The sequence below is a fragment of the Aneurinibacillus sp. REN35 genome (assembly GCF_041379945.2).
Taxonomy (GTDB): Bacteria; Bacillota; Bacilli; order Aneurinibacillales; family Aneurinibacillaceae; genus Aneurinibacillus.
Genome location: NZ_JBFTXJ020000001.1, coordinates 154,340 through 179,252 on the forward strand (window position 1 = coordinate 154,340; position 24,913 = coordinate 179,252).

Below are 24,913 nucleotides of genomic sequence, written 5' to 3' on the forward strand. Positions count from 1 at the left end.
TTATAATAAAATATCAAATGTTTATGGCAGGAGGTTTTGGCACGTTGAGAATTGCGAACGTTTTTGAACACCAAGAAACACTAGCTGTGTTGAATGCAGTGGGAGAAAATCTTTTAGTGGCAGATAAAACGTTTACGATTGTCTGGATGAATGAGGCGGCTAAGGGACTGATGAAGGTAGTTGGAGAGCATGTAGGCATTAGCGATCCGGATGGCTTCATCGGACAGAACGTTACCCGCTTTCATAGCGAGCGGGTACAGGAAATTCTTAAGAAGGGGCCATTTCCACATCGCGCTGATATTATGCTGTTTGAGCGGTACGCAGCCAGCATTGTTGTCGATGTTCACAGAAGTAATAAAGGTGAGATAAAGGGCTATATCCTGACGTGGAAAGACGTAACGAGTTACGAAGAAGAACGAAAGGCCGAACAGAGAAGGATGGAGGAGTTGTATACGCCAGTTATTGAGACAGCCAATCGGGTGTCGCTTCTGATTCCGCTGACAGGCTCGCTGGATCGCTATCGTGTGGAGAAGATGACGGAAAAGGTGCTCAGAGAGGCAGGCAAGCGAAACAGCCGCTTCGTCATTCTTGATTTTACCGGTATTAGCCATGTTGCAGGTGATAATCTGGATATTCAACTTGATAAGCTAACCCGGGCATTGCGCCTGATGGGCGTAGAGACGCTGTATGTCGGTTTTCCAATTGCAATCGTACAGAGCTTTGTACGCAACGGTCTTGAGATTACGGCACGTTCATTTCCATCTTTTAAAGAAGGCATCCAATATGTGTGGAAGAAATGCGGCTATCAACTACAAAAAATAACGAAGGTGTAGCAAATGAAAATAGGGGAAGAAGACAGAGAGAAGACAGCGGGCATTGCGTATACGGTACTCGCTTATGCGGTATGGGGGCTGCTCCCGCTCTATTGGAAGTATCTTGATCGTGTGTCTGCATTTGAAATTTTGGCGCATCGCATTTTTTGGTCCTTTATATTTGTTATGATGCTGCTTCTGCTGTACCGTCGCTGGCAGCCGTTTAAGGAAGCGCTATGCAACATAAAAATTGCGCTGCCTGCCTTTTTGGCTTCGCTCTTGATTAGTGCCAACTGGTTTATTTACATATGGGCGGTAAACAATGGGCATGTAATTGAATCAAGTCTTGGGTATTACATTAATCCACTTCTGAGCGTAGCGTTAGGCGTACTTGTGCTTAAGGAGAGGCTCACAAGATGGCAGGCGCTGGCATTGGGGCTGGCCAGCATCGGTGTGGTTATACTAATAGTACAATACGGCAAAGTGCCATGGATCGCCTTTTCCCTGGCTGTAACATTTGGGTTGTATGGCTTGGTTAAGAAACGGGCGCAGACCGAAGCGATGGTTGGGCTGGCTCTAGAAACGTTTTTTGTGGCTCCGCTCGCTTGTAGTTATATTGTGTTTATGGAATCAAAAGGGGTCGGAGCGATCAGCTCTGTATCTGCGCTTGAGATCACATTGCTTATGGGTGCGGGCATTGTAACGGCATTCCCGCTGCTCTGGTTTGCCAAAGGAGCACGAACTGTACCGCTTTCGACCATTGGCTTTATTCAATACCTCTCTCCCACCATTACGCTGGTGATCGGTGTATTTATCTTTAAAGAAACATTTACCTCCGTTCATACGATTAGCTTCGCATTCATTTGGTGTGCGCTTCTGCTATATTCACTATCGTATACAAATATAGGCCACCAATTATCTCAGCAGCAGGACAAAGTATAAGGATGAGTCAAAATAAAACAACAAGGCGTTTTTGTCCATAATCATGACAAAACGCTTTTTTCGTCTATGGATAGTATGTTTATGGAATAGAGTAAAGGAGGAATATGACATGCTGTGTAATCCGCTTGTGTCTCGTATCAGACTTCCATCGTCCATTCCAGATATAAGCATATACCATATCATGTATCGATCCGGTGATGAAATAGTAGCTGGATATTTGGCGCGGCCCATCGCACAAGGAAAGCATCCCGGACTCGTCTATTGCAGGGGAGGCATTCACCGTGTCGGCATGGTACAGCTCTCCTGGATTGAACACATGGCGGCATGCGGGTTTGTTGTGTGCGCCCCGTCCTACCGCGGAAACGAAGGGGGAGAGGGACAGGATGAGTTTGGCGGGGTGGACCGGCAGGATGTATATGATGCACTGCAGGTTCTATCTGTGCTGCCTTATGTTGAAGCGGAGCGGATGGGTGCAGTCGGATTTTCACGCGGTGCGGTTGGTGCTTTTCTGGCCGCTGCTGAGACCAAGCGTATCCGTGCACTCGTTTCGTGGGGAGGCGTTGTGGATTTGCATCTTACGTATGAGGAGCGGGAGGATTTGCGGCGTATGCTTAAGCGGGTAATTGGACATCCGGTCAAAGATGCTCATGCCTACATGGAGCGCTCCGCACTGTATCGCGCTGAAGAAATTACGTGTCCTGTATTGTTCATTCAAGGGGGAGAAGACGATCAAGTAAGCCCGCGCCATGCGGCCTATATGGGTGCACGGCTGGAGCAGCTTGGCAGGCCCTATGCTGCTTGGCACTATCATGAATACGGGCATCACTTCCCTGAAGCCGCCCATTACAGCACGCTAAGTGACGCGTGCGCGTGGCTGAAAGACAGAATGTAGGAGAGGGGAGACGTCGTGCGGATTTTTCAGCGATTATGGTGGTTTTTTGCGGCACATAAAAAGAAGTATATTGTAGGCATTTTTTTGCTTATCGTATGTGATGTGCTCGTCCTTGTTCCGCCTTGGCTTGTAGGGGAGTTGATTAACAGGATGCGCGTTGGAGAAGTAAGCGTCGGTGGACTTGGCTTACGTGTCGGATTGATTGCTATATTAGCTTTTGTACTGTATGGTCTGCGCTATGCATGGCGGTATTATTTATTCGGCGCCTCTCTTCTGTTAGAACAAACGCTGCGCAGACGTTTATTCGGCCATTTGACCCGAATGAACCCGACTTTTTATGATCGGCGGAGGACAGGTGATTTGATGGCGCTTGCCACCAATGACATTGTAGCTATTGAGGCAACATCAAGCATGGGTATTCTTACGCTGGTCGACTCCCTTGCGATGACGCTGATTGCACTTACTGCGATGATTACGCTCATCAGTTGGAAGCTTACGCTGGCCGCACTGCTGCCGCTGCCGCTGCTCGCTTGGGCGACGGGGTATTATGGGGAGCTTTTGCACAAGCGCTTCTTCGCTGCACAGACGTCCTTTGGCAGGCTTAATGACCATGTACAGGAATCCGTATCCGGTATTCGCATACTGCGGGCATATGTCCAGGAACAGGCGGACATCGCTTCCTTTGCAGCGGCCGCCGATGATGTAATGGACAAAAACATTCGTGTGGCGCGGATTGATGCGCTGTTTGAGCCAACGATTGTATTTTTGATCGGCGTAAGCTTTCTAATCGGTATTGGATATGGAACGACTCTGGTTTTTGATAGTGAAGTAACGCTTGGTGAGCTTGTTGCATTTAATTTATATCTTGGCTTGCTTATTTGGCCGATGTTGGCGCTTGGGTGGCTCATGAACATCGTACAGCGGGGCAGCGCATCTTGGGATCGATTGAGCGATGTGCTAGAAGAGCAGCCTGTTATTGTCGACGGCGTGGAGGTGGAGCAGCAAGCCCATGTCTCATCTGCCCTGGCGATAGAGGACTTGACCTTTTGCTACCCCTGTGCGGAGCAGCCCGTTCTGCGCCATGTCTCGCTTGTCGTACAGCCGGGTTGGACGATTGGTATTGTAGGGCGGACAGGGAGCGGGAAGACGACACTGATGAAGCTGTGGATGCATTTCTATTCTGTCCCGGAACATGCTGTATATGTAGGTGGGCGTCCGGTAGAAGAGTGGAATACGGCAGCCCTCCGCTCGCAGTTCGGGTATGTTCCGCAGGATCACTTTTTATTTTCGCGCACGATCCGTGAGAATATCGCTTTCGGACAAAATGATGCCTCGGATGAACGCATCGCAGCGGCGATTTTGCATGCGGGGCTTGCTCCTGACGTCCATCGTCTGCCGCAGGGGCTTGCTCCTGACGTCCATCGTCTGCCGCAGGGGCTTGCGACAATCGTTGGAGAACGAGGCATTACACTATCAGGGGGACAGAAGCAGCGTATTGGCATTGCACGGGCGCTGCTTACAGAACCCGAGATTCTGCTGCTTGATGATTCGCTTTCGGCTGTGGATGCACGTACCGAAGAGATGATTCTTACACATTTGCGCAGAGAGCGGGGGGGCAGGACGACTGTTATCGCTGCACACCGCATGTCGGCAGTTATGCATGCGGACCGAATTTATGTGTTAGATGCAGGACATGTGATTGAACAGGGGACGCATGATGAACTGCTAACACGGGATGGATGGTATGCCGAGCAGTTTTACCGCCAGCAGGCGCAGGCAGCACTCGATGAGGAGGAGAAGAGATGAGAGGGCCTAAGACGACGCTTGGCAGACTGCTTGCCTATACGATTCCGCATCGTCTATCCATTACTCTTGCGCTGCTTGTGCTAATCATTGCTACGGCGGCTGAGCTTGCAGGGCCATTCATAGCAAAGCAAGCGATTGATGCCCATATTCTTGGTATCGAAAAGCCATGGTGTGTCTATGCGCCACAGGCAGCTCCAAAGGAAGTGCCGCATGTGATGCATCGGGGCAGTATATGGATTCGAGAAGAGTGGCTTACACAGGCAGGGCAGGCGTCCTTTATTCCGCAGGGCGCACGAGGACGAATTCTTGAAGTGGATCGTGCATATTACATGCTATCCGATGTGAGTTTGCTTGATGGAGAGCGGAGTATAGAGAAGCAGGGAGAGCGGTTCGTGCTTACTATAACGCTTGGTTTGAAAAAAGCCTCCTATCCTGTCGAACGCCTGACACGCGAAGAGGTAAAGGCTTTTTATGCTCCTGAGATCCCTCCGCTGCTCCGATTGGTTTTGTTATATATTGGTCTTTTACTGCTTGCAGGAGCATTTCAGTACATTCAGGCGCTTTCCTTGCAAAGCACGGCACATAGGATGATACGGCAGCTGCGTGTCGATGTATTCTCTCGGCTGCAAAGCCTCCCTATTTCTTATTTTGATCGAACACCGACCGGGCAGATCATTTCCCGGGTAACGAACGATACAGAGGCGGTACGGGAACTGTTTGTTAGCGTCATGGCAATCTTTGTCCAGAATATCGTTTATATGATAGGAATTCTTATCGCTTTATTTATTCTACAGCCTAAGCTTGCCCTGCTTTGTATTTGTCTGCTGCCGCTGCTGGCGCTGATTATTGCCGTATTTCGACGGTACAGCTCACTTGCATACAGTGAGATTCGTCTGCGGTTAAGTGAAATGAACGGCATGATTAATGAGATGATTCAAGGGATGAGCATTGTGCAGGCATTTCGGCGTGAGCGAGCAGTGCAGGAAGAGTTCGAGGTCGTGAACCAAAAATATTTTACGGCTCGTTTTCGTCAGGTAAAGCTCGATGGTTTGCTGCTGCGGCCAGCCGTAGATGTGATCAGCAACCTAATGCTGGCTCTGGTCATTTGGTACTTTGGCAGCCAGTCCATGCGAAGTGCCATCTCGTTTGGTGTGCTGTATGCATATGTGGACTACTTGAGTCGGTTTTTTGAGCCAATTAATACAATTATGCAGCGTCTGTCGACAATGCAGCAGTCACTTACGTCGGCAGGGCGGGTGTTTGAAGTCGTAGACGAACCACAAGCGGCACACCATAGACATACGGAACAAGAAGCGCTGCCTCGCCTTCGTGGAGAGGTTCGGTTTGATGATGTATCGTTCGCTTATCAGAAAGGGCATACGGTGCTTCACCACATTTCATTTTGTATTCGACCCGGACAGACCGTGGGCATTGTGGGCCATACTGGCTCAGGCAAAAGTTCCTTAATGAATTTGCTGCTGGCCTTCTATGCACCAAGCGAGGGTACGATTTATATTGACGGCCATCGTATGGAAGACTATCCAGTACAGGATTTGCGCAGACAGATGGCGCTTGTCATGCAAGATCCTTTTCTTTTTACGGGAGATGTTGCATTTAATATCCGTCTGCATGAATCAGCAACCATTGCCGATGAGAGTATGCGGGCTGCTGCCGCATCGGTTCAGGCGGCTCCGTTTATTTCGCGTTTGGCACATGGATACGAGGAGCAGGTACTAGAGCGCGGCGGGAATTTCTCAAGCGGCGAGCGTCAGCTTCTTTCCTTTGCCCGTGCGATGGCATTTGATCCCGCTATTCTTATTCTCGATGAAGCGACAGCGAATATTGATAGCGAGACAGAAGCGAGGATTCAGCAGGGGCTACGTGCGCTCTCTCACGGACGCACAACCTTCATTATTGCTCACCGGCTATCTACCATTCAAGAAGCGGACGTCATCCTTGTGCTGCATCAGGGAAGGATTGTAGAGCGGGGGACGCATGGAGAGCTGCTGGAGCGAAGGGGACGCTATTATGTCATGCACCAACTGCAGCAGGGGAAAAAAGTGAAAAATGGATAAAGTAGAAAAAATAAGATTATATACTGCTATGTGTAATAATCTATAAATCTGGGTAAATACTAATCATACCACGATAGAATTTACAACAGTTGAAAAGGAGGACAAACACATGGCATTTATTTGGTCACTTATCGTAGGTGGGGTTATCGGATGGTTGGCAGGTGCCCTCATGGGTCGCGACATTCCAGGAGGAATTATTGGTAATATTATTGCTGGTTTTATCGGCGCTTGGATTGGTACTGCGCTGCTTGGTAACTGGGGTCCGGTTATCGGAGGTTTTGCGATCGTTCCAGCCATTATTGGTGCGGTCGTCCTCGTATTCATCGTGAGCCTGGTTATGCGCAGCATGCGTCGCGGCCGTCACTAAAAACCTGCACAACAAGTATAGAAAAAGTGTAAAAAGGCACCTGTTTCCACTTAGAAAACAGGTGCCTTTTTTCTATGCTTGCGAACGCGCTTTCATCTGCATGTAATGAAATAAGCCCTTAGCATTCATCTCGATATCAAAATCAAATGCGTCAAGAACAGGGTGATTCTCAGGTACGCCTAGCTTGGCTAATTCTTGGTGAAAATATGTACGCAATTCCTTAGTGATATACTCCCACGTAGCCTCTTGTTGGTACGCTTCTTCTGCAATGCGGGCATACGCCTCCGTACGTTCGATATTCTCCGCAATAACGCGTTCGGCATTACCGTGGCGCCCGTAATGAGTAATGTATACCTGCTCTGCACCCAGTTGATTAAGGCGCTGTAGAGTAGCGATCATCGCATCGGGATCAAATTGGGTGGGAGAAGAGCTTGGCGCGTAGAATTCAACCCCAAATGCTTCTTGAAGAAGCGGTGTACTCATTCCAATGGAATCACCGCTGAAAATCCCTTTGCTTGCTGGATCATAGACAGCAAAATGATGATATGCATGGCCAGGGCTATCATAGAAAAATAGCGTCCGTTGTTTGCCGATGGACAGCTCCATACCATCCTCAGCGATGATCATGCGCTCGCTAGGAACAGGGAGAATGGGAGCGAACAAGCGGTCGAATTCGTCACCGTACACCTGCTTGGCCCCTGCGATAAGCTTGCTTGGGTCTGCCATATGCTTCGCGCCGCGCGGATGGACAATAAGCTTGGCATTCGGCAGCTTCTCAAGCAGCAGGCCAGCTCCTCCTGCATGATCGAGGTGAATATGTGTTACAATGACGTATGTAATTTCTTCTCGAGATAGTTGCAGTTCTTCTAGCGCTGCTAATACGCGGGGAACAGATACGCTTGCGCCCATTTCAACAATCGTTTTTTGCTCGCTGTTAATCACGTATCCGGTAGAGCGCCCACCCTCGCCTTTGTCAATAAGTTCAATCTGGTAAATATCATGGCCAAGATTTACAATATGGGTTGATGTCACACCATCATCTCCTAACCTTTTGATTTTTCAAAATTTATGATTTTAATTATAGCATAAGGAGCATATATCATGAGCAAAGTTGACATTATCGCCACTTCTACGTTTGGATTAGAGGCGGTTGTAGCACGCGAGGTCAAGCAGCTCGGCTACACGAATGCCCAAGTGGAAAATGGCAAAGTGACCTTCAGCGCGGACAAGCTGGCAATTTGCCGTGCCAATCTATGGTTAAGGACGGCGGAGCGCATTCGCCTGAAAATAGGCGAATTCAAAGCTACAACATTTGATGAACTATTTGAGAAAACAAAGGCGCTGCCCTGGGCGGAGTGGATTCCGGAAGACGCGCAGTTTCCGGTGGAAGGCAAATCCGTAAAGTCCCAGCTGTTCAGCGTACCCGATTGTCAAGCCATTGTAAAAAAGGCGGTTGTAGAAAGCTTGAAAAAAAGCTATCGAAAAACATGGTTTGAAGAAACGGGTGCAATGTTCAAAATTGAGGTGGCCCTGCATAAGGATATGGCTACGCTGACGATTGACACGTCCGGTGTCGGCCTGCATAAACGAGGCTACCGTCGATTGATCAGCGGTGCTCCGCTAAAAGAGACGATGGCGGCTGCCATGATTCAACTTTCGTTCTGGAATCCGGATCGTCCGCTGCATGATCCGTTCTGCGGCTCCGGCACAATCCCAATTGAAGCTGCGCTCATCGGACGCAACATTGCCCCTGGTATGAATCGCGAATTCGTGTCCGAAGCTTGGCCCTCGATTCCAAAGAAGCTGTGGCAGGAAGCGCGTCGTGAAACCCATGACCTGGCGCAATATGACCGTCCTCTTGAAATCACCGGAACCGATCTTGATAGCGAGATCATTATCGTGGCCAATGAGAATGCAGAAGAAGCAATGATGGAGGATGCAGTCCGCTTTAAGCGTCTGCCGGTCGGATCGTACACGACGGATGCGAAGTATGGCTGTATCATCTGTAATCCACCGTATGGTGAGCGGCTTGGTGAGAAGCAGGAAGTGGAGCAAATCTATAAAACAATGGGTCGAACCTTCAGCAAGCTGGATACGTGGTCGTACTACATCCTAACATCTTATCCGGAATTTGAGAAATTCTTCGGCAAAGAGGCAGACCGCAACCGCAAGCTTTACAACGGTAACATTAAGACGTACTACTATCAATACTACGGTCCGCGTCCGCCGCGTGGGGAATGAGCATACACAGTAAATTTCTAGAGAATGGAGCAGTTCAATGATGTATCGCAATTTAGAGGAATGCATAATTGATTTAGAGAAGCACGGGCATTTGGTGCGTATTCGAGAAGAGGTGGACCCCTACCTTGAAATGGCTGCGATTCATATGAAAGTTTACGAGGCTGGCGGTCCCGCTCTGTTATTCGAAAACGTAAAGGGTTCAAAATTTCGTGCGGTATCCAACCTGTTTGGTACAGTAGAACGGAGCAAATTTATGTTCCGCAGTACGTGGGATGCAGTCCAAAACATTGTCGCCCTACGTGATGACCCGATGAAGGCATTGAAGAGTCCATTTAAAAATATCGGAAACGGGTTAGCGGCTTTAAAAGCGCTGCCTTTAAAAAAATCCGGCAGCCTGCCGGTAACTGCACAGGAAATCAAAATCTCTGACCTGCCGCTTATTCAGCACTGGCCGATGGATGGGGGAGCTTTTGTGACCCTGCCTCAAGTGTATACGGAAGATCCGGATAAGCCGGGGATTATGAATTCCAATTTAGGCATGTATCGTGTTCAGCTTAGCGGCAATGAATATGAAATAAATAACGAAGTTGGCTTGCATTATCAGATTCATCGCGGCATCGGTGTTCATCAAGAGAAGGCGAATAAGCAGGGAGCGCCTTTAAAGGTAAGTATTTTCATAGGCGGACCCCCAGCGCATACATTGTCAGCCGTCATGCCGTTGCCAGAAGGATTGAGTGAGATGACATTCGCCGGTTTACTTGCAGGCCAGCGCTTTCGCTACAGTTATGTTGATGGCTTTTGTATTAGCAATGATGCTGATTTTGTAATTACGGGAGAAATTCACCCTGGTGAAACCAAGCCGGAGGGGCCTTTTGGTGATCACTTGGGTTATTACAGTCTTACCCATCCCTTTCCAGTAATGAAAGTACATAAGGTGTATGCCAAGCCGAATGCCATATGGCCGTTTACAGTTGTGGGGCGTCCGCCGCAGGAAGACACGGCGTTCGGTGCGCTTATTCATGAATTAACAGGGGATGCGGTCAAGCAGGAAGTCCCTGGTGTAAAGGAAGTTCATGCAGTTGATGCGGCGGGTGTGCACCCACTTCTTTTTGCGATTGGCAGTGAGCGCTATACGCCGTACCAGCAAGTGAAGCAACCGACTGAACTGCTTACGATTGCCAATCGAATTTTGGGAACCGGGCAGTTGAGTTTAGCTAAGTTTTTATTTATAACAGCCGAGGAGAATCAGCCCATAGATACGCATCATGAAGTAGACTTTTTGGCATATATTCTAGAGCGTATTGATTTGCGCCGGGATCTTCACTTCTATACAAATACGACCATTGATACTCTTGATTATTCGGGTACCGGATTAAATAGCGGCAGCAAGGTTGTCTTTGCGGCTTACGGAGATAAAAAACGGGAGTTGTGTAGGGAAGTGCCGGCTGTTTTGCATGAGTTGCGGGGGCTTGAAAATGCGCGATTGGTCATGCCGGGCATTGTGGCGGTGCAGGGGTCGGCATTTGTGGACTATACTAGAGCACAGCAGGAATTGCAAGGTATGAGTGATGCGATTCAAGCGAAGGGACCGCTTCCGTCCTGTCCGATGATTATCCTGTGTGATGATAGTCAGTTTATGAGCGATACGATCGAGAATTTTCTTTGGGCTACGTTTACACGCAGCAACCCTTCTCATGATATCTATGGGGTGAACAGTTATTATGAGAACAAGCATTGGGCTTGCGATAATGTAATGATTGATGCGCGTATCAAGCCGCATCATGCGCCACCGTTAGTGCCTGATCCATCGGTTGAGAAGAACATTGAGCGGCTATTTGTGAAGGGAGCCAGTTTGGAGAAGGTACGCATATAGCGAATCAGGATTTTCAGCACAGGCATAAAATCTATTGCCTTCCTTACCTCCTTACATTATTATCCAGTGTATAGAGGAGGGAAGCGCATTGAATGTGAGACGCTTTGTCTATTACTTGGTCTATGTGGTGGTTATGATATGGCTCATAGCAGAGGGGATTACATATCTGCACATTATGTATACCGCTGCACAGGAGACGCAGGTGTTATATCCGTATTTCTTCTACTCGATTGCATTTCCGATCGTGCTGGGGTTATTGCTTGGTATAGAAGTGTACATCACAAGAAGAAAAAAGGAAGGTCAATGGAAAATAGACTGGATCAAGCTGCTGACGTTTGGCATTCCGCTGCTCTATGTAACGCTTCTTCCGACGCTGTCTTTTTTGCTTCAGTCTGTCGCCTTCCCCTTTACAGGTTATCTTATCTTCTCTGCTCAAGATAAGCTTCCCCTGCTTACCGGGCTGATTTTTGGCTACATTGTAGTAGACAGCGTGCAGAAAGAATTGGAAAAATGACAGGAATAATCATGATAGATGAGACGAAAAAAGCGGAAAGGACGCCATGTTCTTTCCGCTTTGCTGCATAAGGCTAGTCTGTATGTACATTGTACTTTTTCATTCGGTTATACAATGTGACCCGCGAGATGCCCAGTAGCTGTGCGGCGGCCGATTTATTGCCGTAGGTTGTGCGCAGCGCTTCGATAAGTTCTTCATATTCGTTTCGCGCTGTTAGCGGTCTTGGGCTTGGAATCTGGGCGGCAAATGCTAGTTGGCTTGGCTGAAAGCCCTCAGGCAGCTGCTCCGGTTCGATTCGTTCCTGATCGGTTAAGATGACCAATCGTTCCATTAGATTTCGCAGTTGCCGGATATTTCCTGGCCACGCATAATCAAGCAATAAAACCATCGTTTTGGGTGCCAGCTCGGGTAGTGGTTTACCGTATTTGACAGCAAATTCTCTAAGAAATAGCTGAGCTAGCTCGGGAATATCTTCCTTGCGCTCACGCAGCGGCGGAATTGAAACGGCTACGACGTTAAGCCGATAGAAGAGGTCCTGCCTGAACTGTCCGGCTGTAACCATGGCTTCCAAGTCGCGGTTTGTAGCTGCCACAATACGTACATTTGTGGCAATCGGCTTGTGGCCACCGACCCGGTAAAACTGCTTTTCCTGCAGCAGGCGCAGCAGCTTTACCTGTTGGTCAAGCGGAAGCTCCCCGATCTCGTCAAGGAAAAGGGTGCCTCCTTCTGCCGCATCGATTTTTCCCTTTTTGCCTTCATGCAGAGCACCTGTAAAAGCCCCCTTTTCATATCCGAACAGCTCGCTTTCGAATAAGGCAGCGGGAATAGCCCCGCAGTTTAGCGCAATGAACGGGCCTGTGGTACGCAGGCTAGCTCGGTGTACAGCTTCGGCGAACAATTCTTTGCCTACGCCAGATTCGCCTGTAAACAGCAGGATGGCATCGGTGCGGGCCACCTTCCATGTTAATTGTACCGCATGTGTAACTGCAGCACTTTTTCCTTTGATCTTATGGAAGGGGTCTTCCTGCTGCTCGGTATATAATTCGGTTTCAAGATCGTGGAGATGCGCGGTTGTGCTTGAGAGCTGATCGTGTAAGCGCACGACGTCGCTAATATCTTTCTCTGCGGAAAGAGCGCCGATAATCTGCCCGTCAAGCAAGACAGGTGATGTATTGACTAATACGTGAGCACCGGCACGCGGCTGATTATAGCGGCGTACGACGGATGAGCCGTCTTGAATGCTCTTGAGCAGCATCAGAGCATCTTTTTTGAAGTGGCGCGTAATATGATGGTGCACAATATCTTTCGCCGGGATATGATACATTGCTTCCGCCTGTTGGTTCCAGTTGATGACCGTCCCCTGTGCATTAACGATCGTTAAGGAATCATCTACCGTCTTAAGTACACTGGTATAAAAAGCGAAGCATTCGCGCAGCGCTCGTGAAGTCGCAAGAGCGATTGACTCTGCGGATACGTAGCCAACGGCAGTATCAGAGGAGTCGGAAAGTACTTCAATATCAGTCACACCTGGCGTAGCTGATATGACGTCGAATAAGCGTGATGACTCTCTAGCCTGTGCGGCGCAGGGAAGGTCTGGAAGTAAAGAAAGCGATTGCATGATTTCATGCAAAAAGGGGTTATAGAAAGAAAAGAGCTGATGTACCATGTATTCTCACCCGATCAATAGAAATTAACATATATGTACAGTTAAGAAGCTGGTATTTACAAACTTGTAAGGAACTTGCCCTGCTATTATATCGTCTGGCCTATAAAAGCGCAATTTTTAATCTTGTAAGCTTTTGCTGGCAACCAAATCAAAAAACGGAGCGGTTCTTCCGCTCCGTTACATCCGAGTACAATGTTTAGCTGTTTTTTGCTGAGAATAATGCTTCAAGCCGTTGGATCTGCCGGCGCGTCAAATGAAGGGCATGATGTGTATCGGCTGTCTCAGGCTGTTGACATTCTAATTGTTCATGGACAGCTTGATATCTTCTGACCATCTGCCGAATGATTTTGCGTGTCTCTTCTTTCATATGCGGAGCCCCCCTTGCTTGTCCATATGCCATGCGGGATCAATCGCTCCAGCTACTAGGAAAATACTGATACAAATAATAAGCACTCTCACTTTTCTGCTTTGGCTTACGCCCATTATATCATACATTGTCTACCCATGTAATTTTTTGCTACAATAATTTTTTATGTAATGGGATCGGCTTCTAGACGACGTGTGAGCTCATGGAGCAGATCTACGACAGTAATGATACCCACCAACTGCTCTTTTTCGATGACGGGAAGTGAATTGATTTTATGCTTGCGCAGCGTATGAACCGCTTCGGTAATGGAAGCGTCCGGCGAGACGGTAATTAAATTTTTGGTCATGATCCATTCCACGGGCGTCTCTTTGAGAATCGTCGGGGATTGAAGGGAGATAATCATTTCACGGTGCACGATGATGCCTACCGCTTTGCCCTGGTCAACGACAATAAGGCGGCGGATATTTTTGTCTTTCATAATGCGCTCCGCTTCCTGGATTGTCGTAGATGGGGTGATGGTAATCACCACAGGCGTCATTAAGTCTTTTACTCTCATCACGAGCGTCTCCACCTACTTCTTAATATTTTGAGTCTATATACACGGGAATTATATCATATGAATAGGAAGGTCAACCAGAGGCGTTTCTGACAAATCTGGGGGAAAACACTATCAGCTAGAGAGAGGAGTCGTTAGAATGGAAGAGGTACAGCAATTGTTTACTGTATTGTTAAAGAATTGGGAACGTATGCAAAAAAGCCAAGGAGAGGAAGAAGCTGAGGAGGATGCAAACCGTTTTGAAGAATCCTTCTACACATTTATTGACAGCTTTAAAAGATGGCTTAACACCCAAAAGCCTCGTCCGACGGATGTGGATGAGGTACTGGCCATTCCTGAGGTGGAGAAGATGGTGGAACGCCTCCCGGTTCCGCTTTATTTAAACTTCGAGACAGAGGTGGAGTATATTCTTGAAGGAAGAGAGCGAATTGAAGAAGATAAGTATGACTAAGTATTCATTTTTTGCACATTTACCGTTCTAAATGATCATTTCCATGTGCTGAAATAGCTGTTTTTATGTACTTTTTCATAGTATTATAATAACAGGGAAATGAGGTGAACGAACATGGGTACAGGAAATAAATATAAAGCAAAAATAATAAAGAGGAAGCAGATCAGTGACTCAGTGTTCAACCTCCTCTTTAAAGACTTGGTCGAATCAGAAAAAATAAAAATACATATGGATGAATGGCAGCATCGCATTTATGCCGGGCAGATGGGATTAGATGAGTATAGTAGGTGTTTGTCTGAATTAACCGATCAATATATAAAAAAAGAAATGCATACGGCAGATCAGGCGAGCATTATTCGCTATATTAGTGCATTCGCAAAAATAGAGAGCAATGTAAAGGCAAATCTATGCGTAATGGGGATTCGGGCGCAGAATGATGACAGCGAGCAACATGTAGAAGATGCGAGTATCGCTTCGATTGTGCGTATATACGAGGAAACGCAGAAGTGGGTCAATTGGTGGGCAGAAGCATATGCGCTCACTCATAAACTGCAACCGGAATGGGTACATACGCCGAATCTGGAATGGATAGAGAAATAGTAAAGAGAACGGGGCTTCCCGCATCGTTTATGCGATGCGAGAAGCCCCGTTTGCCTGCATACTCTAGCTGTAATTAATGGTCTCCATGATTTCCCTTGCTAGGGTTTGTAATTACGAAGCCCTCTTCTGGAAAGTACAGATAATCAATTTTTACACCGTCAAGCAAATCCTGTGTTTTGTCGAGCAGTACATCAATTTCTTTGTCGGTATGCACAACTTCGTCATTTTCACCCGGTGTATCAAGGTCTAGACCGTAATGTGCATGTGTGTCGTGCGTATGAGTGATTACGACACGCAGCATTTTATCTTGTTCCTGTGTCTCTTCCTGCGCCATAATCTCTTTGATTTTTTTGGCTGCATTTCTGGTGATTTTGCATTTCATCCGTTCATTCCTCGCTTTCATCTCGATAATTAAGCTTGTACCGTGGCTTATTATACGCTATTTTTGCATAGAAAGGAAAGCAAGCAGGGAAGAGCAGAGGGGTCGATATTCATAAAAAGAAGGCCCCGGCTAACATGTCAGGGCCAATAAGAATGAAGCTACCACACGCTGTGGTATGATTGTGGAGATCAATCCATTACTTATCCTACTATAGATGTGTAAGCGTTCTGTTTTTTCTGCATTAAGATTGTATTAAGATTATAGTATTGAAGACAGAAGGAGGCCGGGATCGGCATGCTAGAACAACAGCTAGGGGCTTTGCTAAGTGCACTGCGCAGGAGAAGCCCGCTTGTACATAATATAACGAATGAAGTGGTGACTAATTTTACAGCCAACGGTCTGCTTGCCATCGGTGCTTCTCCGATTATGGCATATGCGCCGGAAGAGGTCGCGGATATGGCTAAGATTGCCGGAGCGCTCGTTTTAAATATGGGTACATTGACAAAAGAAGCGGTGGATTCTATGATTCTTGCCGGAAAATCGGCTAATGCCCATAACGTTCCGATTATCTTCGATCCGGTGGGTGCCGGAGCGACTCCGTTCAGGACGAAGATGGCGCGTCGGATTGTGGAAGAAGTAGATATCGCTGTTGTGCGCGGCAATGCGGCAGAAGTGGCGAATGTCGTAGGAGAAGCGTGGGAGATTAAAGGCGTAGATGCCGGACAGACAGGAGGAGATGTGGAGGCGTTGGCGCGAAAAGCGGCGGAGAGTCTTAAGACGATCGTTGTTATTACCGGAGCTGTAGATGTGGTTGCAGGACACGACGTCCTGTACACGGTGCATAATGGCGATGAAATGCTAACACGTATTACAGGTACCGGCTGCCTTCTGACCTCGGTGATCGGCGCTTTTGCTGCTGTGGAGAAGGACTATGCCAAGGCGGCCACCGCTGCTCTTGCGGCATACGGAGTAGCAGCAGAGCTAGCGCGTAAGAGTGTCTCGGCTCCTGGATCTTATCAGATCGCTCTGCTTGATATGCTGTATGACATTACTGAAGAGCAGGTGGCGTCTGGAGTGCGCGTTGAAAAAAAATAAAGCAAAGAGAGGGACAAGGAATGGGCGAGCAAGCCTGGAAAGAAAAGCTTGGGGTCTATTTGGTACTTGGTATTGAGGATGCTGGCGGATTCAGCGCTCTCGAGATCGTACGTTTAGCGATTGCTGGTGGTGTGCAGGCCGTACAACTGCGTGAGAAACGTGCCTCGCTGCGGCGCGTGCTTGAGATCGGCAAGGAGATGCGTCAGGTATGCCGGGAGCATGGTGTCTTGTTTATCGTTAATGACCGGATTGATGTGGCGCTTCTTCTCGAAGCGGATGGCGTGCATGTGGGACAAGATGACCTGCCTGCGAGTGCGGCGCGTCAATTGGTAGGAGAAAAGATGTTTATCGGTGTTTCCGCTTCCTCCATGGAAGAAGCGCGTTGGGCGCTTGCTGAGGGAGCGGACTATCTTGGCGTAGGAGCGATTTATGCCACAGGCAGTAAATCTGATGCGGGAGATCCGGTTACCCCGGCACTGCTGAGCGAGATCCGCGCACATACGGATGTGCCGCTCGTAGCAATTGGCGGCATTACATATGAGAACTGCCCAGAAGTAATGCAGCATGGAGCTAACGGTGTAGCGGTAATTTCAGCGATTGTAGGACAGGCTGATCCTAAAGCGGCGACCGCACGATTGCGTGAGATTATCGCTGCATATACTGCATAGGGCCGAAGGGTATGAGAAAAGGGAGCAGGTATGTTTGCTCCCTTTTCTTATATTCTTATGACTTTGCTTCTTTTTTTGCCAGATACATTCCTTCCATCGACAGTGCATGAAATACGCCGTGACGCAGGTCAGAAAAGCATTTGATTTCTTCTATATTAAAATTAGATTCAACCAATTGTATACCCAGTTCAGGTGATACACCTACCAATATGGAGGTTGAGCCGGTAAGGCGCACGGCATGCGTTAGTTTATCGAGCATCGCAAGAGTATACGCATCGATTTCCGTAAGGCCTGTTACGTCGAGCAGAAGAAACTTTGCGGCGTGCAATGTAACTCCATTGAGCGCTTTGAACATCAGTTCTTGTGCTCTGCGGTCATCAAATGCCCCGATCAATGGAATGACCAGAATATGATCCATAACAGGGATGATAGGAGAAGATAGCTCGCCAATTAAGCGGGTTAATTTTTTGGTTCGCTCTTGCACAAGTCCTTCGAGTTTGCGAATCTCGATTTGTTCCTTCTGTCGGGTGAGTTCGTGAATGTTTGTAGCCGGAGTAATATCGGAAGAGGAGAATTCGATTTCAATCTCATCCGCCTCCTTTGTTGGGGAGTTGGTCACTTTATACCACATTGACTCACCGAACAACCCCGTAAATACTCCTGCCCAATGTCCAGGGATAAACGAACCAGCGCCGTCTTTTTGTTGAGCTTGAAGAATTTTTCGCTCCCAACTGTTTTGGATGCGAATTCGAGCTCGTTTCTCCTCGAATGAATAGTCATCAATATACGTCCTGCCCCAGCCTGCATTTGAGTAGATATGCGGTAGAGTAGCAAGAATAGTATCGGCACCGCCTTTGCTTAAGTAGAAGTCGCTCACGATTTTTCCTGTACGATATCCTGCCGTCTCAAGCACGACTTCATACGCCTCCGTGCCGGATACTTCTTCAATGGCTTCGAAAAAAGTACGAAACGCTGAAGTTACCCAGAAAAGAACAACATCATCTCCTTCGAATTGAAAACGTCCCTGCTCACGATCCCAGATGAATTCTGAGCCATTAACCATAGTGGTAATGGGCAGGTGCGGTGTAGAACTGTTTTCGTCCATGCCACGAACCCCCTAATTCTTCTATAGCAGTATTTTACACCGTTAGTTTCCTGTTCAATCTATAACAGCGGAAATAAAAAACGCCCCAAAAAATATCCTTGAGACGTTTCTTGCGATATGCTTGTTATTCGCCTTCAACAACGATAGTCTGAGCCGTGCTCATCGGCGGTAAGCTCATTGTCATAATCGGTCCGTAGTAGGCAGTTAGTTTTTTGCCGTTTTGCAAGGCTTCCTTTGTCAGTTTTTCACCTGAAGTGGATAGAATATTGGTTTCTTTAGCAATGCCGACGATGACATCATTCTCAAATTTTTGATCTGAGCCGCCGTCTACATATACTTGTATATGATCGTTAGTTGTGCGAATCTCTTTGATGCTGCCCGATACTTTACCCAATGTATGTGTTACGACAAGACGCTTTGCATATCCTTGAGGCGGTAAGCTTTTTGTTAGTGTATCATCGTAGAATGCCTGCACCTGCATATTAGCAACGACATCCTGTAATTTTACTGGTTTGGAAGTAAGGCCGTCTATGATTTCCGTTTTTTCGTCAATATGTAGTGTGATATAGTTCTGACCGTTTTTGGATGCGGCTGCTCCCATGATCGTCAGTGACTTTTTGCCGTCTTCACGCTCAGCTATCTGTGTGATTACGCCGGTAGTTTCCTGCAAGTCGGCGGCATCCTCCTTTGCTTCCTTAACGGTAATGACACCTGATTCATCTACTGCTACATCCATTTTTAACACTTGTTCGATGAATGGAAGCGGGATATATGTTCTTCCGTTTTGTAATTCGGGCGCCTTGCCAAGCTCAATGAGCATCTTAGCAAAATTATAACGATCCTCTCCGATGGTCATCGTAAACCAATGCGGTCCTTGTAATAATTCGACTTGCTTGGTTTGCTGATTCCATTTTACTTCATATCCAAGCGCTTCTGCTAATGAGCGCAGCGGGATCATCAGATGCTTCTGAGAGGTATACATGGAGCGGTCCTGTAGGGTTTGTCCATTGACGACGAGCGTGTATTTTTTGTTCATAGACTCTTGCGCTGTGTTTATAACAGGTTTGGCTTCCGGCTGCCCGGCTTGCGCCGCGGCTGCTCCCGCGCCTGCTAAAAGTAGACAACTGCTTAGGCATATACTTAACGTTTTCTTCATGTTGTTCCTCCTCTGTTTTCTGTTAGCGTTTTGCCTTCATAATACAAAGACGATACGAAACGAAAAAAGTATGCAGAGAAAGGCAAGATGAAAGAAAAAAGCGAACGAACATTCTTATTTTGTGTATAATAGAGAAGGGTAGAACCGGAAGGGTGAGGGGCCAATATTGCTTTTCACCATAAAAACCAGTACATTGAATGAAAGAAACAGGAGGGGAAGGACTTGAGTCGCCAAAACGTATCACCAACCATACCAGCATATAGCGATGACGATATTCGCGTCCTCAAGGGTTTGACTGCCGTGCGCGTCAGACCGGGGATGTATATTGGCTCAACAGGCAGTCGGGGTCTGCACCACCTTATCTGGGAAATTATTGATAACTCCAAAGATGAGGTACTGGCCGGATATTGCGATACAATCAAAATTACGATTCACCCGAACGGAAGCATTAGCATTGAAGACAATGGACGCGGTATTCCGACGGGGCTTAATAAGGATGAAGGTATTCCAACGCCGACGGTCGTATTTACCGTACTGCACGCCGGAGGTAAATTTGGCGGCGGAGACGGCTATAAGAAATCAGGCGGTCTGCATGGCGTAGGAGCCAGCGTAGTAAATGCGCTGTCCGAATGGCTTGAAGTTGAGATCTATCGTGACGGAAATATATACCGCCAGCGTTTTGAATACGTTGAGGAAGCGGATGGACAGTTCAAAGCCGGACATCCGGTTACAGATCTTGAGATTGTAGGCGGGACACGCAAGACAGGTACGAAGGTGACCTTTATGCCTGATCGCCGCGTTTTCAGCGATACGAACGTACAGTACGGTATTCTGCGCGAGAGACTGCGCGACAATGCCTTTTTGTTGAAAGGTGTCACAATTCAGCTTCATGATATGCGTTCGGGTGCACCCGAGAAGGAAGCGTTTCATTTTGCTGAGGGAATTAAAGCATTCATCGAGTTTTTGAATGATGGCAAGAATACATTGCATCATACAGTGTATTTTGAAGGGGAGAAGGAAGACATTGAGATCGAACTGGCGTTTCAGTACAATGACAACACGTCAGAGAATCTGCTGTCTTATGTCAATACGATTCCTACAATCGATGAAGGTACGCATGTCTCAGGCTTTCGCAATGCGTTTACCAAGGTGTGCAATGAGTATGCCCGCAAGAATTCGATGCTGAAGAAGAACGACAAGAACTTAAGCGGTAATGACTACAGGGAAGGACTCATGGCAGTACTCAGCATTCGGATGGATGATCCGCAGTTTGAGAGCCAGACGAAGGACAAGCTTGGCAGTGAAGACGCACGTTCTGCGGTCGAAGCATTTATTAGTGAGAAGATGAGCTTCTTCCTTGAAGAAAACCCGGATATCGCCAAGCTGATTATTGAGCGGGCGATTGAGTCGCGCCGCATCAAGGAAGAGATTAAAAAGGCGGCGGAAGCGCTGCGCAATCCAGGTAAAAAAGGGAAAAAGAAAGGGAAGCGCACGATTAGCGACAAATATACGCCGCCAAGCAAGAAGGACGCAGATCGCAATGAATTGTTTATCGTTGAGGGTGACTCGGCAGGGGGATCTGCAATTAACGGACGTGACCGTAATTTCCAAGCGGTGCTCAGCCTGCGCGGGAAGCCGATCAACGTGGAGAAGAAGAAGATTTATGAAATCATCGGGCCTAATGGCAACGAAGAAATCAATACCATCGTCGAAGTGCTTGGCACAGGGATCGGGGATGATTTTAATGCCAATCAATGTGCATTTGATAAAATTATCATCATGACGGATGCCGATTATGATGGAGCCCATATTCAGATTTTGCTGCTGACGCTATTCTATCGCTACTTTCCGGAATTAATCAAGCGCGGAAAAGTATTCATCGCTCAACCACCGTTGTACAAGGTGTATAAGCAGAGCAAAAAGGGCCAGGAGATGGTATATGCTTGGACGGATGAAGAGCGGATTGCCGCGCAGAAGAAATTCGGCAGTCAGGCAGAAATCCAGCGCTACAAAGGACTAGGCGAGATGAATGCCGAACAGCTTTGGGATACGACAATGAATCCGGCGTCACGCAAGCTTATTCAAGTTGATTTGGAGGAGGCGGCCGAGGCGGAACGCATCGTGACCATCCTGATGGGGGACAAAGTACCGCCGCGCCGTGAATGGATTGAGAGCAACGTAAAGTTTGTCATGGAGGAGGAATAAACAGCCGATGTCACTGCCGCATGAAGAATACTTGCAAATGAGCGTGCGGGACGTGTATCGTTCGCGGTTCAGCGATTACGCCCGCTATATCATTCTTTCAAGAGCCATCCCGGATGTCCGGGATGGCTTAAAACCCGTACAACGTCGAGTGCTGTATTCGATGTATAAAGAAAAGAACACGCCGGATCGTCCATACCGTAAGTCAGCGAAAACGGTTGGGGATGTAATGGGTAATTATCACCCACATGGTGATTCATCCATCTATGAGACGATGGTGAATCTCGTTCAGGCGCATAAGATGCGTGAGCCGTTAATTGATGGTCATGGTCACTGGGGTACGGTTGACGGTGATACCGCAGCCGCAATGCGTTATACAGAAGCGCGTCTTATGCCGATCGCTATGGAAATGGCTCGTGATATGGATAAGAATACAGTGGAATTCATTCCTAATTACGATAACACGGCAAAGGAACCTGTAGTGCTGCCCGCCCGTTTTCCGAACCTCCTTGTCAACGGAGTTACAGGTATCTCGATTGGTTTTGCGACCGAGATTCCTACGCATAACCTGCGCGAAGTCATTGACGGTACTGTTGCCCTACTCAATCATCCGGAGATATCTCTTGATGAGCTGATGACGTACATTCCGGGGCCGGATCTGCCCGGCGGTGGAATCATTCAGGGGAAAGAGGGAATTCGTAAAGCGTATGAAACAGGGGCGGGGCGCATCATTATCCGTGCCAAGACGCATATCGAAAATGGAAAGCAGGGCCGCCAGCTTATCGTTGTCGATGAGATTCCCTATACGGTAAAGAAGAAAGCGTTGGTTACACAAATCGAGGAAGAAATTCTTGAAAAAAATGTGGACGGTCTTACAGAAGTGCGGGATGAGACTGATCGGCAAGGGATGCGCGTAGTGCTTGAAGTGCGTAAAGATGCCGATATTGACGGGATTCTTAATTACTTGTTCAAGAAAACCGACCTACAGATTTCATACAGCTTTAATATGCTGGTGATTGCCGATGAACGCCCGCAGCAGCTTGGGCTAAAGGGCATTTTGGATGCATATATCGCGCATCAAAAAGATATCATCACAAAGCGTACCACGTATGATCTAGAGCGGGCGCAGAAGCGCCTGCATATTGTCGAAGGGATTATAAAGGCGATTTCCATTCTGCGTCAGGTTATTGACACCATTATGGATTCGGACGGGCGCGAAGATGCACGGACGCGGCTGATGGAGCGTTTTGCCTTCACATATGAACAGGCGGAAGCCATTCTTGATATTCGCCTGCATCAGCTCACGCGCCTTGACATTAAAAAATATGAAAAAGAGGAAAAAGAGCTGCAAAAGAAGATCAAGACATTTGAAGGTATCCTAAAGAGTGAAAAGAAGCTGAACAATGTTCTTGAGAAAGAGCTGCTTGAAATTCGAGATACGTATGGCAATGACCGTCGAACCGAGTTGGAGGACGAGATTGAGAATATCGAGGTCGACATCTCGATTACGGTTCCGGCCGAAGAAGTAATTGTAACAATTACGGAAGATCAATATATTAAGCGCAGCTCGATTCGTTCGTTTAACAGTTCGGGCGCCTCAGTTGAGACGGCGGGGCTAAAAGAAGGTGATATGGTTCGCCATTTCTTTAGAACAAATACAATTCATCACCTGCTGCTGTTCACAAATACCGGCCAGTTCTATCAACTGCCTATACATGAGATTCCAGATGGACGGTGGAAGGATATTGGTACAAGTCTTGTGAATGTCATATCGCTTAGCAAGGAAGAAAAAATCATAGCCGCTTATCCGGTAGAATCACTAGAAGCGCTAGGAGACGTTTCCTTTGCCTTTGTGACAGAGAACGGTATGGTGAAGCGTACCAAATCAGAGGAATATGGAAAAACACAGAAACGACGTGGCATTGTCGCAATCAAAGTAAAAGAGGATGACCGCATTGAAAGCGTCCATATATGCCCGGACTACGGGGATTTTCTGCTTGTCTCGACAGGGGGCATGGCGATTCGCTTTCCGGCCTCCGACGTGCCGCTTACAGGGCGAAATACAGCAGGGGTGCGCGGCATGAAGCTTGAAGAAGGCGAGCGGATCACCGGTGCCTTCATACTTACTCCCGAGCGAGAAGATGTGCTGCAGATCATTACAAAGGAAGGTGTCGTAAAGCGTACGTTTGCGGCTCAGTTCCCAGTACAAGGGCGTGGAGGAAAGGGGCTGCTTATTATACGCCGCCGCAAAGTGCAGCCGCATGAGATTAGGACAGCTTTCCTTGAAGAAGAGATGGGGCATGGTCTCGTTGCACGAACAAGCGCCGGACGCCTGCTTCCGCTAGAATGGGAGACATATCGTACAGGTCTGTCTGTGAATGATCAGGGCTCAATCGGACGTTCCATGTTGGCGATGAATGCCGGAGAAGAGCTGACGTATGTGTACAGAGTAGCCTATACAGAAGAAGAACGGGATACGGAAGATAACGAGAATTCTTTAGAATAAGCAGGAAAGAGTACCTTTTTGTCGAATTGGGAATACTGTAATAAAGAAGCAGTGCGTGCTTTGTCGGCAATCGCGAGACGCAAAGTCCTTTATTATTCTTTTTGTTTCATGTATAGTAAACGTATAGTAAATTCTTTTAGGGGGAACATTTTTTGAGTAACATCGCTGTCGGCAATATTTTAGAAGGTACCGTGGTAGGAGTTCAATCTTTTGGCGCTTTCGTTAATATCGGAGAAAACAAGCAGGGGCTCGTTCATATCTCGCAAATTGCCTCTTCTTATGTGGAAGATATTAACCAGTTCGTTAAAGTTGGCGACAAAGTACAGGTTAAAGTGCTGGAGATTAAGAGCGACGGTAAGATTTCTTTAACGATGAGAATTCATGAGGAAAAGAAAGAAGACCGCCGTCCGTTTAAGAAGCGTGACGACCACCGGGGTTCGGGCGGACGTTCTAATAGCCCACGCGTTAATAACGCAAAGGAAGATTTCGAAGGCATGATGAAGCGCTGGTTGAAAACAAGCGAAGACAAGATGGGCGATCTGGGCAAGCGCGAGAAAAGACGCTAAACACAAGCCTTCTCTTTACCATGGTAAATCAACCACTCTGACGTATGTTAGGGTGGTTTTCTGTGTGCTTC

Annotated in this window: 23 protein-coding genes; 16 read left to right on the plus strand and 7 right to left on the minus strand. The window is 47.6% G+C overall.

The window, feature by feature from the left end:
* Nucleotides 1-44: 44 nt before the first annotated feature.
* The 6 genes from AB3351_RS00770 to AB3351_RS00795 all read left to right on the plus strand — a co-directional run bounded on the left by AB3351_RS00770 (nt 45) and on the right by AB3351_RS00795 (nt 6,894).
* Nucleotides 45-833, plus strand: a complete 789-nt coding sequence (locus AB3351_RS00770; protein WP_371145204.1) for an STAS domain-containing protein — start codon at nt 45-47, stop codon at nt 831-833.
* Nucleotides 834-836: 3 nt separating this feature from the next.
* Nucleotides 837-1,754: an EamA family transporter RarD gene (rarD, locus tag AB3351_RS00775; RefSeq protein WP_371145205.1), complete on the plus strand. Its 918-nt coding sequence runs from the start codon at nt 837-839 to the stop codon at nt 1,752-1,754.
* Nucleotides 1,755-1,863: 109 nt separating this feature from the next.
* The gene (locus tag AB3351_RS00780; RefSeq protein ID WP_371145206.1) at nt 1,864-2,646 is read left to right on the plus strand and encodes an alpha/beta hydrolase family protein; all 783 of its coding nucleotides are present in this window, start codon (nt 1,864-1,866) and stop codon (nt 2,644-2,646) included.
* A gap of 15 nt (nt 2,647-2,661) precedes the next feature.
* Nucleotides 2,662-4,452, plus strand: a complete 1,791-nt coding sequence (locus AB3351_RS00785) for an ABC transporter ATP-binding protein (protein WP_371145207.1) — start codon at nt 2,662-2,664, stop codon at nt 4,450-4,452.
* Nucleotides 4,449-6,527 (plus strand): ABC transporter ATP-binding protein, encoded by a 2,079-nt coding sequence (locus AB3351_RS00790; RefSeq protein WP_371145208.1) that lies wholly within the window; start codon nt 4,449-4,451, stop codon nt 6,525-6,527. The genes AB3351_RS00785 and AB3351_RS00790 overlap by 4 nt, the downstream gene beginning before the upstream one ends.
* A gap of 109 nt (nt 6,528-6,636) precedes the next feature.
* Nucleotides 6,637-6,894, plus strand: a complete 258-nt coding sequence (locus tag AB3351_RS00795) for a GlsB/YeaQ/YmgE family stress response membrane protein (protein ID WP_371145209.1) — start codon at nt 6,637-6,639, stop codon at nt 6,892-6,894.
* Between the two features lie 72 nt (nt 6,895-6,966).
* On the opposite strand, the gene AB3351_RS00800 is transcribed toward AB3351_RS00795, so the two are convergent.
* Nucleotides 6,967-7,926 carry an MBL fold metallo-hydrolase gene (locus tag AB3351_RS00800; RefSeq protein ID WP_371145210.1) on the minus strand — a complete coding sequence of 320 codons (960 nt, stop codon included), beginning with the start codon at nt 7,924-7,926 and terminating at the stop codon, nt 6,967-6,969.
* Nucleotides 7,927-7,995: 69 nt separating this feature from the next.
* On the opposite strand from AB3351_RS00800, the gene AB3351_RS00805 reads away from it, so the two are divergent.
* The 3 genes from AB3351_RS00805 (at nt 7,996) to AB3351_RS00815 (ending at nt 11,522) form a co-directional block, all read left to right on the plus strand.
* The gene (locus AB3351_RS00805; RefSeq protein WP_371145211.1) at nt 7,996-9,135 is read left to right on the plus strand and encodes a THUMP domain-containing class I SAM-dependent RNA methyltransferase; all 1,140 of its coding nucleotides are present in this window, start codon (nt 7,996-7,998) and stop codon (nt 9,133-9,135) included.
* 40 nt (nt 9,136-9,175) lie between these two features.
* Nucleotides 9,176-11,008: a UbiD family decarboxylase gene (locus tag AB3351_RS00810; protein ID WP_371145665.1), complete on the plus strand. Its 1,833-nt coding sequence runs from the start codon at nt 9,176-9,178 to the stop codon at nt 11,006-11,008.
* 88 nt (nt 11,009-11,096) lie between these two features.
* A complete protein-coding gene (locus tag AB3351_RS00815; protein WP_371145212.1) occupies nt 11,097-11,522 on the plus strand; it encodes a hypothetical protein in 426 nt (141 codons plus the stop codon).
* Nucleotides 11,523-11,595: 73 nt separating this feature from the next.
* Here AB3351_RS00815 and AB3351_RS00820 read toward each other — a convergent pair whose 3' ends face one another.
* From AB3351_RS00820 to AB3351_RS00830, 3 genes are all read right to left on the minus strand, one after another.
* Complete coding sequence (locus tag AB3351_RS00820) at nt 11,596-13,188, minus strand: sigma-54 interaction domain-containing protein (protein ID WP_371145213.1); 1,593 nt, start codon at nt 13,186-13,188, stop codon at nt 11,596-11,598.
* Nucleotides 13,189-13,384: 196 nt separating this feature from the next.
* A complete protein-coding gene (locus AB3351_RS00825) occupies nt 13,385-13,555 on the minus strand; it encodes a hypothetical protein (protein ID WP_371145214.1) in 171 nt (56 codons plus the stop codon).
* Between the two features lie 163 nt (nt 13,556-13,718).
* A complete protein-coding gene (locus AB3351_RS00830) occupies nt 13,719-14,111 on the minus strand; it encodes a CBS domain-containing protein (protein WP_371145666.1) in 393 nt (130 codons plus the stop codon).
* A gap of 139 nt (nt 14,112-14,250) precedes the next feature.
* Here AB3351_RS00830 and AB3351_RS00835 point away from each other — a divergent pair, with 139 nt between their 5' ends.
* Together AB3351_RS00835 and AB3351_RS00840 are read left to right on the plus strand one after the other, a co-directional pair.
* Nucleotides 14,251-14,562 carry a hypothetical protein gene (locus AB3351_RS00835; RefSeq protein WP_371145215.1) on the plus strand — a complete coding sequence of 104 codons (312 nt, stop codon included), beginning with the start codon at nt 14,251-14,253 and terminating at the stop codon, nt 14,560-14,562.
* A gap of 114 nt (nt 14,563-14,676) precedes the next feature.
* Nucleotides 14,677-15,162 (plus strand): hypothetical protein, encoded by a 486-nt coding sequence (locus AB3351_RS00840; RefSeq protein ID WP_371145216.1) that lies wholly within the window; start codon nt 14,677-14,679, stop codon nt 15,160-15,162.
* A gap of 73 nt (nt 15,163-15,235) precedes the next feature.
* Here AB3351_RS00840 and AB3351_RS00845 read toward each other — a convergent pair whose 3' ends face one another.
* Nucleotides 15,236-15,544 carry a HesB/IscA family protein gene (locus AB3351_RS00845; RefSeq protein WP_371145217.1) on the minus strand — a complete coding sequence of 103 codons (309 nt, stop codon included), beginning with the start codon at nt 15,542-15,544 and terminating at the stop codon, nt 15,236-15,238.
* A gap of 294 nt (nt 15,545-15,838) precedes the next feature.
* Here AB3351_RS00845 and thiM point away from each other — a divergent pair, with 294 nt between their 5' ends.
* Nucleotides 15,839-16,639 carry a hydroxyethylthiazole kinase gene (thiM, locus tag AB3351_RS00850; protein ID WP_371145218.1) on the plus strand — a complete coding sequence of 267 codons (801 nt, stop codon included), beginning with the start codon at nt 15,839-15,841 and terminating at the stop codon, nt 16,637-16,639.
* A 20-nt stretch (nt 16,640-16,659) separates the two neighbouring features.
* Nucleotides 16,660-17,307, plus strand: coding sequence for a thiamine phosphate synthase (gene thiE, locus AB3351_RS00855; RefSeq protein WP_371145219.1), 648 nt, complete (start codon nt 16,660-16,662; stop codon nt 17,305-17,307).
* A 55-nt stretch (nt 17,308-17,362) separates the two neighbouring features.
* On the opposite strand, the gene AB3351_RS00860 is transcribed toward thiE, so the two are convergent.
* Together AB3351_RS00860 and AB3351_RS00865 are read right to left on the minus strand one after the other, a co-directional pair.
* Nucleotides 17,363-18,412 carry an STAS domain-containing protein gene (locus tag AB3351_RS00860; RefSeq protein ID WP_371145220.1) on the minus strand — a complete coding sequence of 350 codons (1,050 nt, stop codon included), beginning with the start codon at nt 18,410-18,412 and terminating at the stop codon, nt 17,363-17,365.
* A gap of 124 nt (nt 18,413-18,536) precedes the next feature.
* Nucleotides 18,537-19,568, minus strand: a complete 1,032-nt coding sequence (locus tag AB3351_RS00865; RefSeq protein ID WP_371145221.1) for a copper amine oxidase N-terminal domain-containing protein — start codon at nt 19,566-19,568, stop codon at nt 18,537-18,539.
* A gap of 222 nt (nt 19,569-19,790) precedes the next feature.
* On the opposite strand from AB3351_RS00865, the gene AB3351_RS00870 reads away from it, so the two are divergent.
* From AB3351_RS00870 to AB3351_RS00880, 3 genes are all read left to right on the plus strand, one after another.
* Nucleotides 19,791-21,773 (plus strand): DNA gyrase/topoisomerase IV subunit B, encoded by a 1,983-nt coding sequence (locus AB3351_RS00870; RefSeq protein WP_371145222.1) that lies wholly within the window; start codon nt 19,791-19,793, stop codon nt 21,771-21,773.
* Nucleotides 21,774-21,780: 7 nt separating this feature from the next.
* Entirely contained in the window at nt 21,781-24,276 is a 2,496-nt protein-coding gene (parC, locus tag AB3351_RS00875; RefSeq protein WP_371145223.1) for a DNA topoisomerase IV subunit A, read from the plus strand.
* A 152-nt stretch (nt 24,277-24,428) separates the two neighbouring features.
* Nucleotides 24,429-24,842: a S1 RNA-binding domain-containing protein gene (locus tag AB3351_RS00880; RefSeq protein ID WP_371145224.1), complete on the plus strand. Its 414-nt coding sequence runs from the start codon at nt 24,429-24,431 to the stop codon at nt 24,840-24,842.
* Nucleotides 24,843-24,913: the final 71 nt, after the last annotated feature.

What these genes read in the sequence shown, in the direction of transcription:
- AB3351_RS00825 (WP_371145214.1), bottom strand. Translation starts at nt 13,555, where the DNA reads ATGAAAGAAGAGACACGCAAAATCATTCGGCAGATGGTCAGAAGATAT.
- AB3351_RS00865 (WP_371145221.1), bottom strand. Translation starts at nt 19,568, where the DNA reads ATGAAGAAAACGTTAAGTATATGCCTAAGCAGTTGTCTACTTTTAGCA.
- AB3351_RS00840 (WP_371145216.1), top strand. Translation starts at nt 14,677, where the DNA reads ATGGGTACAGGAAATAAATATAAAGCAAAAATAATAAAGAGGAAGCAG.
- thiM (WP_371145218.1), top strand. Translation starts at nt 15,839, where the DNA reads ATGCTAGAACAACAGCTAGGGGCTTTGCTAAGTGCACTGCGCAGGAGA.
- parC (WP_371145223.1), top strand. Translation starts at nt 21,781, where the DNA reads ATGTCACTGCCGCATGAAGAATACTTGCAAATGAGCGTGCGGGACGTG.
- AB3351_RS00810 (WP_371145665.1), top strand. Translation starts at nt 9,176, where the DNA reads ATGTATCGCAATTTAGAGGAATGCATAATTGATTTAGAGAAGCACGGG.
- AB3351_RS00860 (WP_371145220.1), bottom strand. Translation starts at nt 18,412, where the DNA reads ATGGACGAAAACAGTTCTACACCGCACCTGCCCATTACCACTATGGTT.
- AB3351_RS00795 (WP_371145209.1), top strand. Translation starts at nt 6,637, where the DNA reads ATGGCATTTATTTGGTCACTTATCGTAGGTGGGGTTATCGGATGGTTG.
- AB3351_RS00780 (WP_371145206.1), top strand. Translation starts at nt 1,864, where the DNA reads ATGCTGTGTAATCCGCTTGTGTCTCGTATCAGACTTCCATCGTCCATT.
- AB3351_RS00790 (WP_371145208.1), top strand. Translation starts at nt 4,449, where the DNA reads ATGAGAGGGCCTAAGACGACGCTTGGCAGACTGCTTGCCTATACGATT.
- rarD (WP_371145205.1), top strand. Translation starts at nt 837, where the DNA reads ATGAAAATAGGGGAAGAAGACAGAGAGAAGACAGCGGGCATTGCGTAT.
- thiE (WP_371145219.1), top strand. Translation starts at nt 16,660, where the DNA reads ATGGGCGAGCAAGCCTGGAAAGAAAAGCTTGGGGTCTATTTGGTACTT.
- AB3351_RS00830 (WP_371145666.1), bottom strand. Translation starts at nt 14,111, where the DNA reads ATGAGAGTAAAAGACTTAATGACGCCTGTGGTGATTACCATCACCCCA.
- AB3351_RS00845 (WP_371145217.1), bottom strand. Translation starts at nt 15,544, where the DNA reads ATGAAATGCAAAATCACCAGAAATGCAGCCAAAAAAATCAAAGAGATT.
- AB3351_RS00835 (WP_371145215.1), top strand. Translation starts at nt 14,251, where the DNA reads ATGGAAGAGGTACAGCAATTGTTTACTGTATTGTTAAAGAATTGGGAA.
- AB3351_RS00805 (WP_371145211.1), top strand. Translation starts at nt 7,996, where the DNA reads ATGAGCAAAGTTGACATTATCGCCACTTCTACGTTTGGATTAGAGGCG.
- AB3351_RS00820 (WP_371145213.1), bottom strand. Translation starts at nt 13,188, where the DNA reads ATGGTACATCAGCTCTTTTCTTTCTATAACCCCTTTTTGCATGAAATC.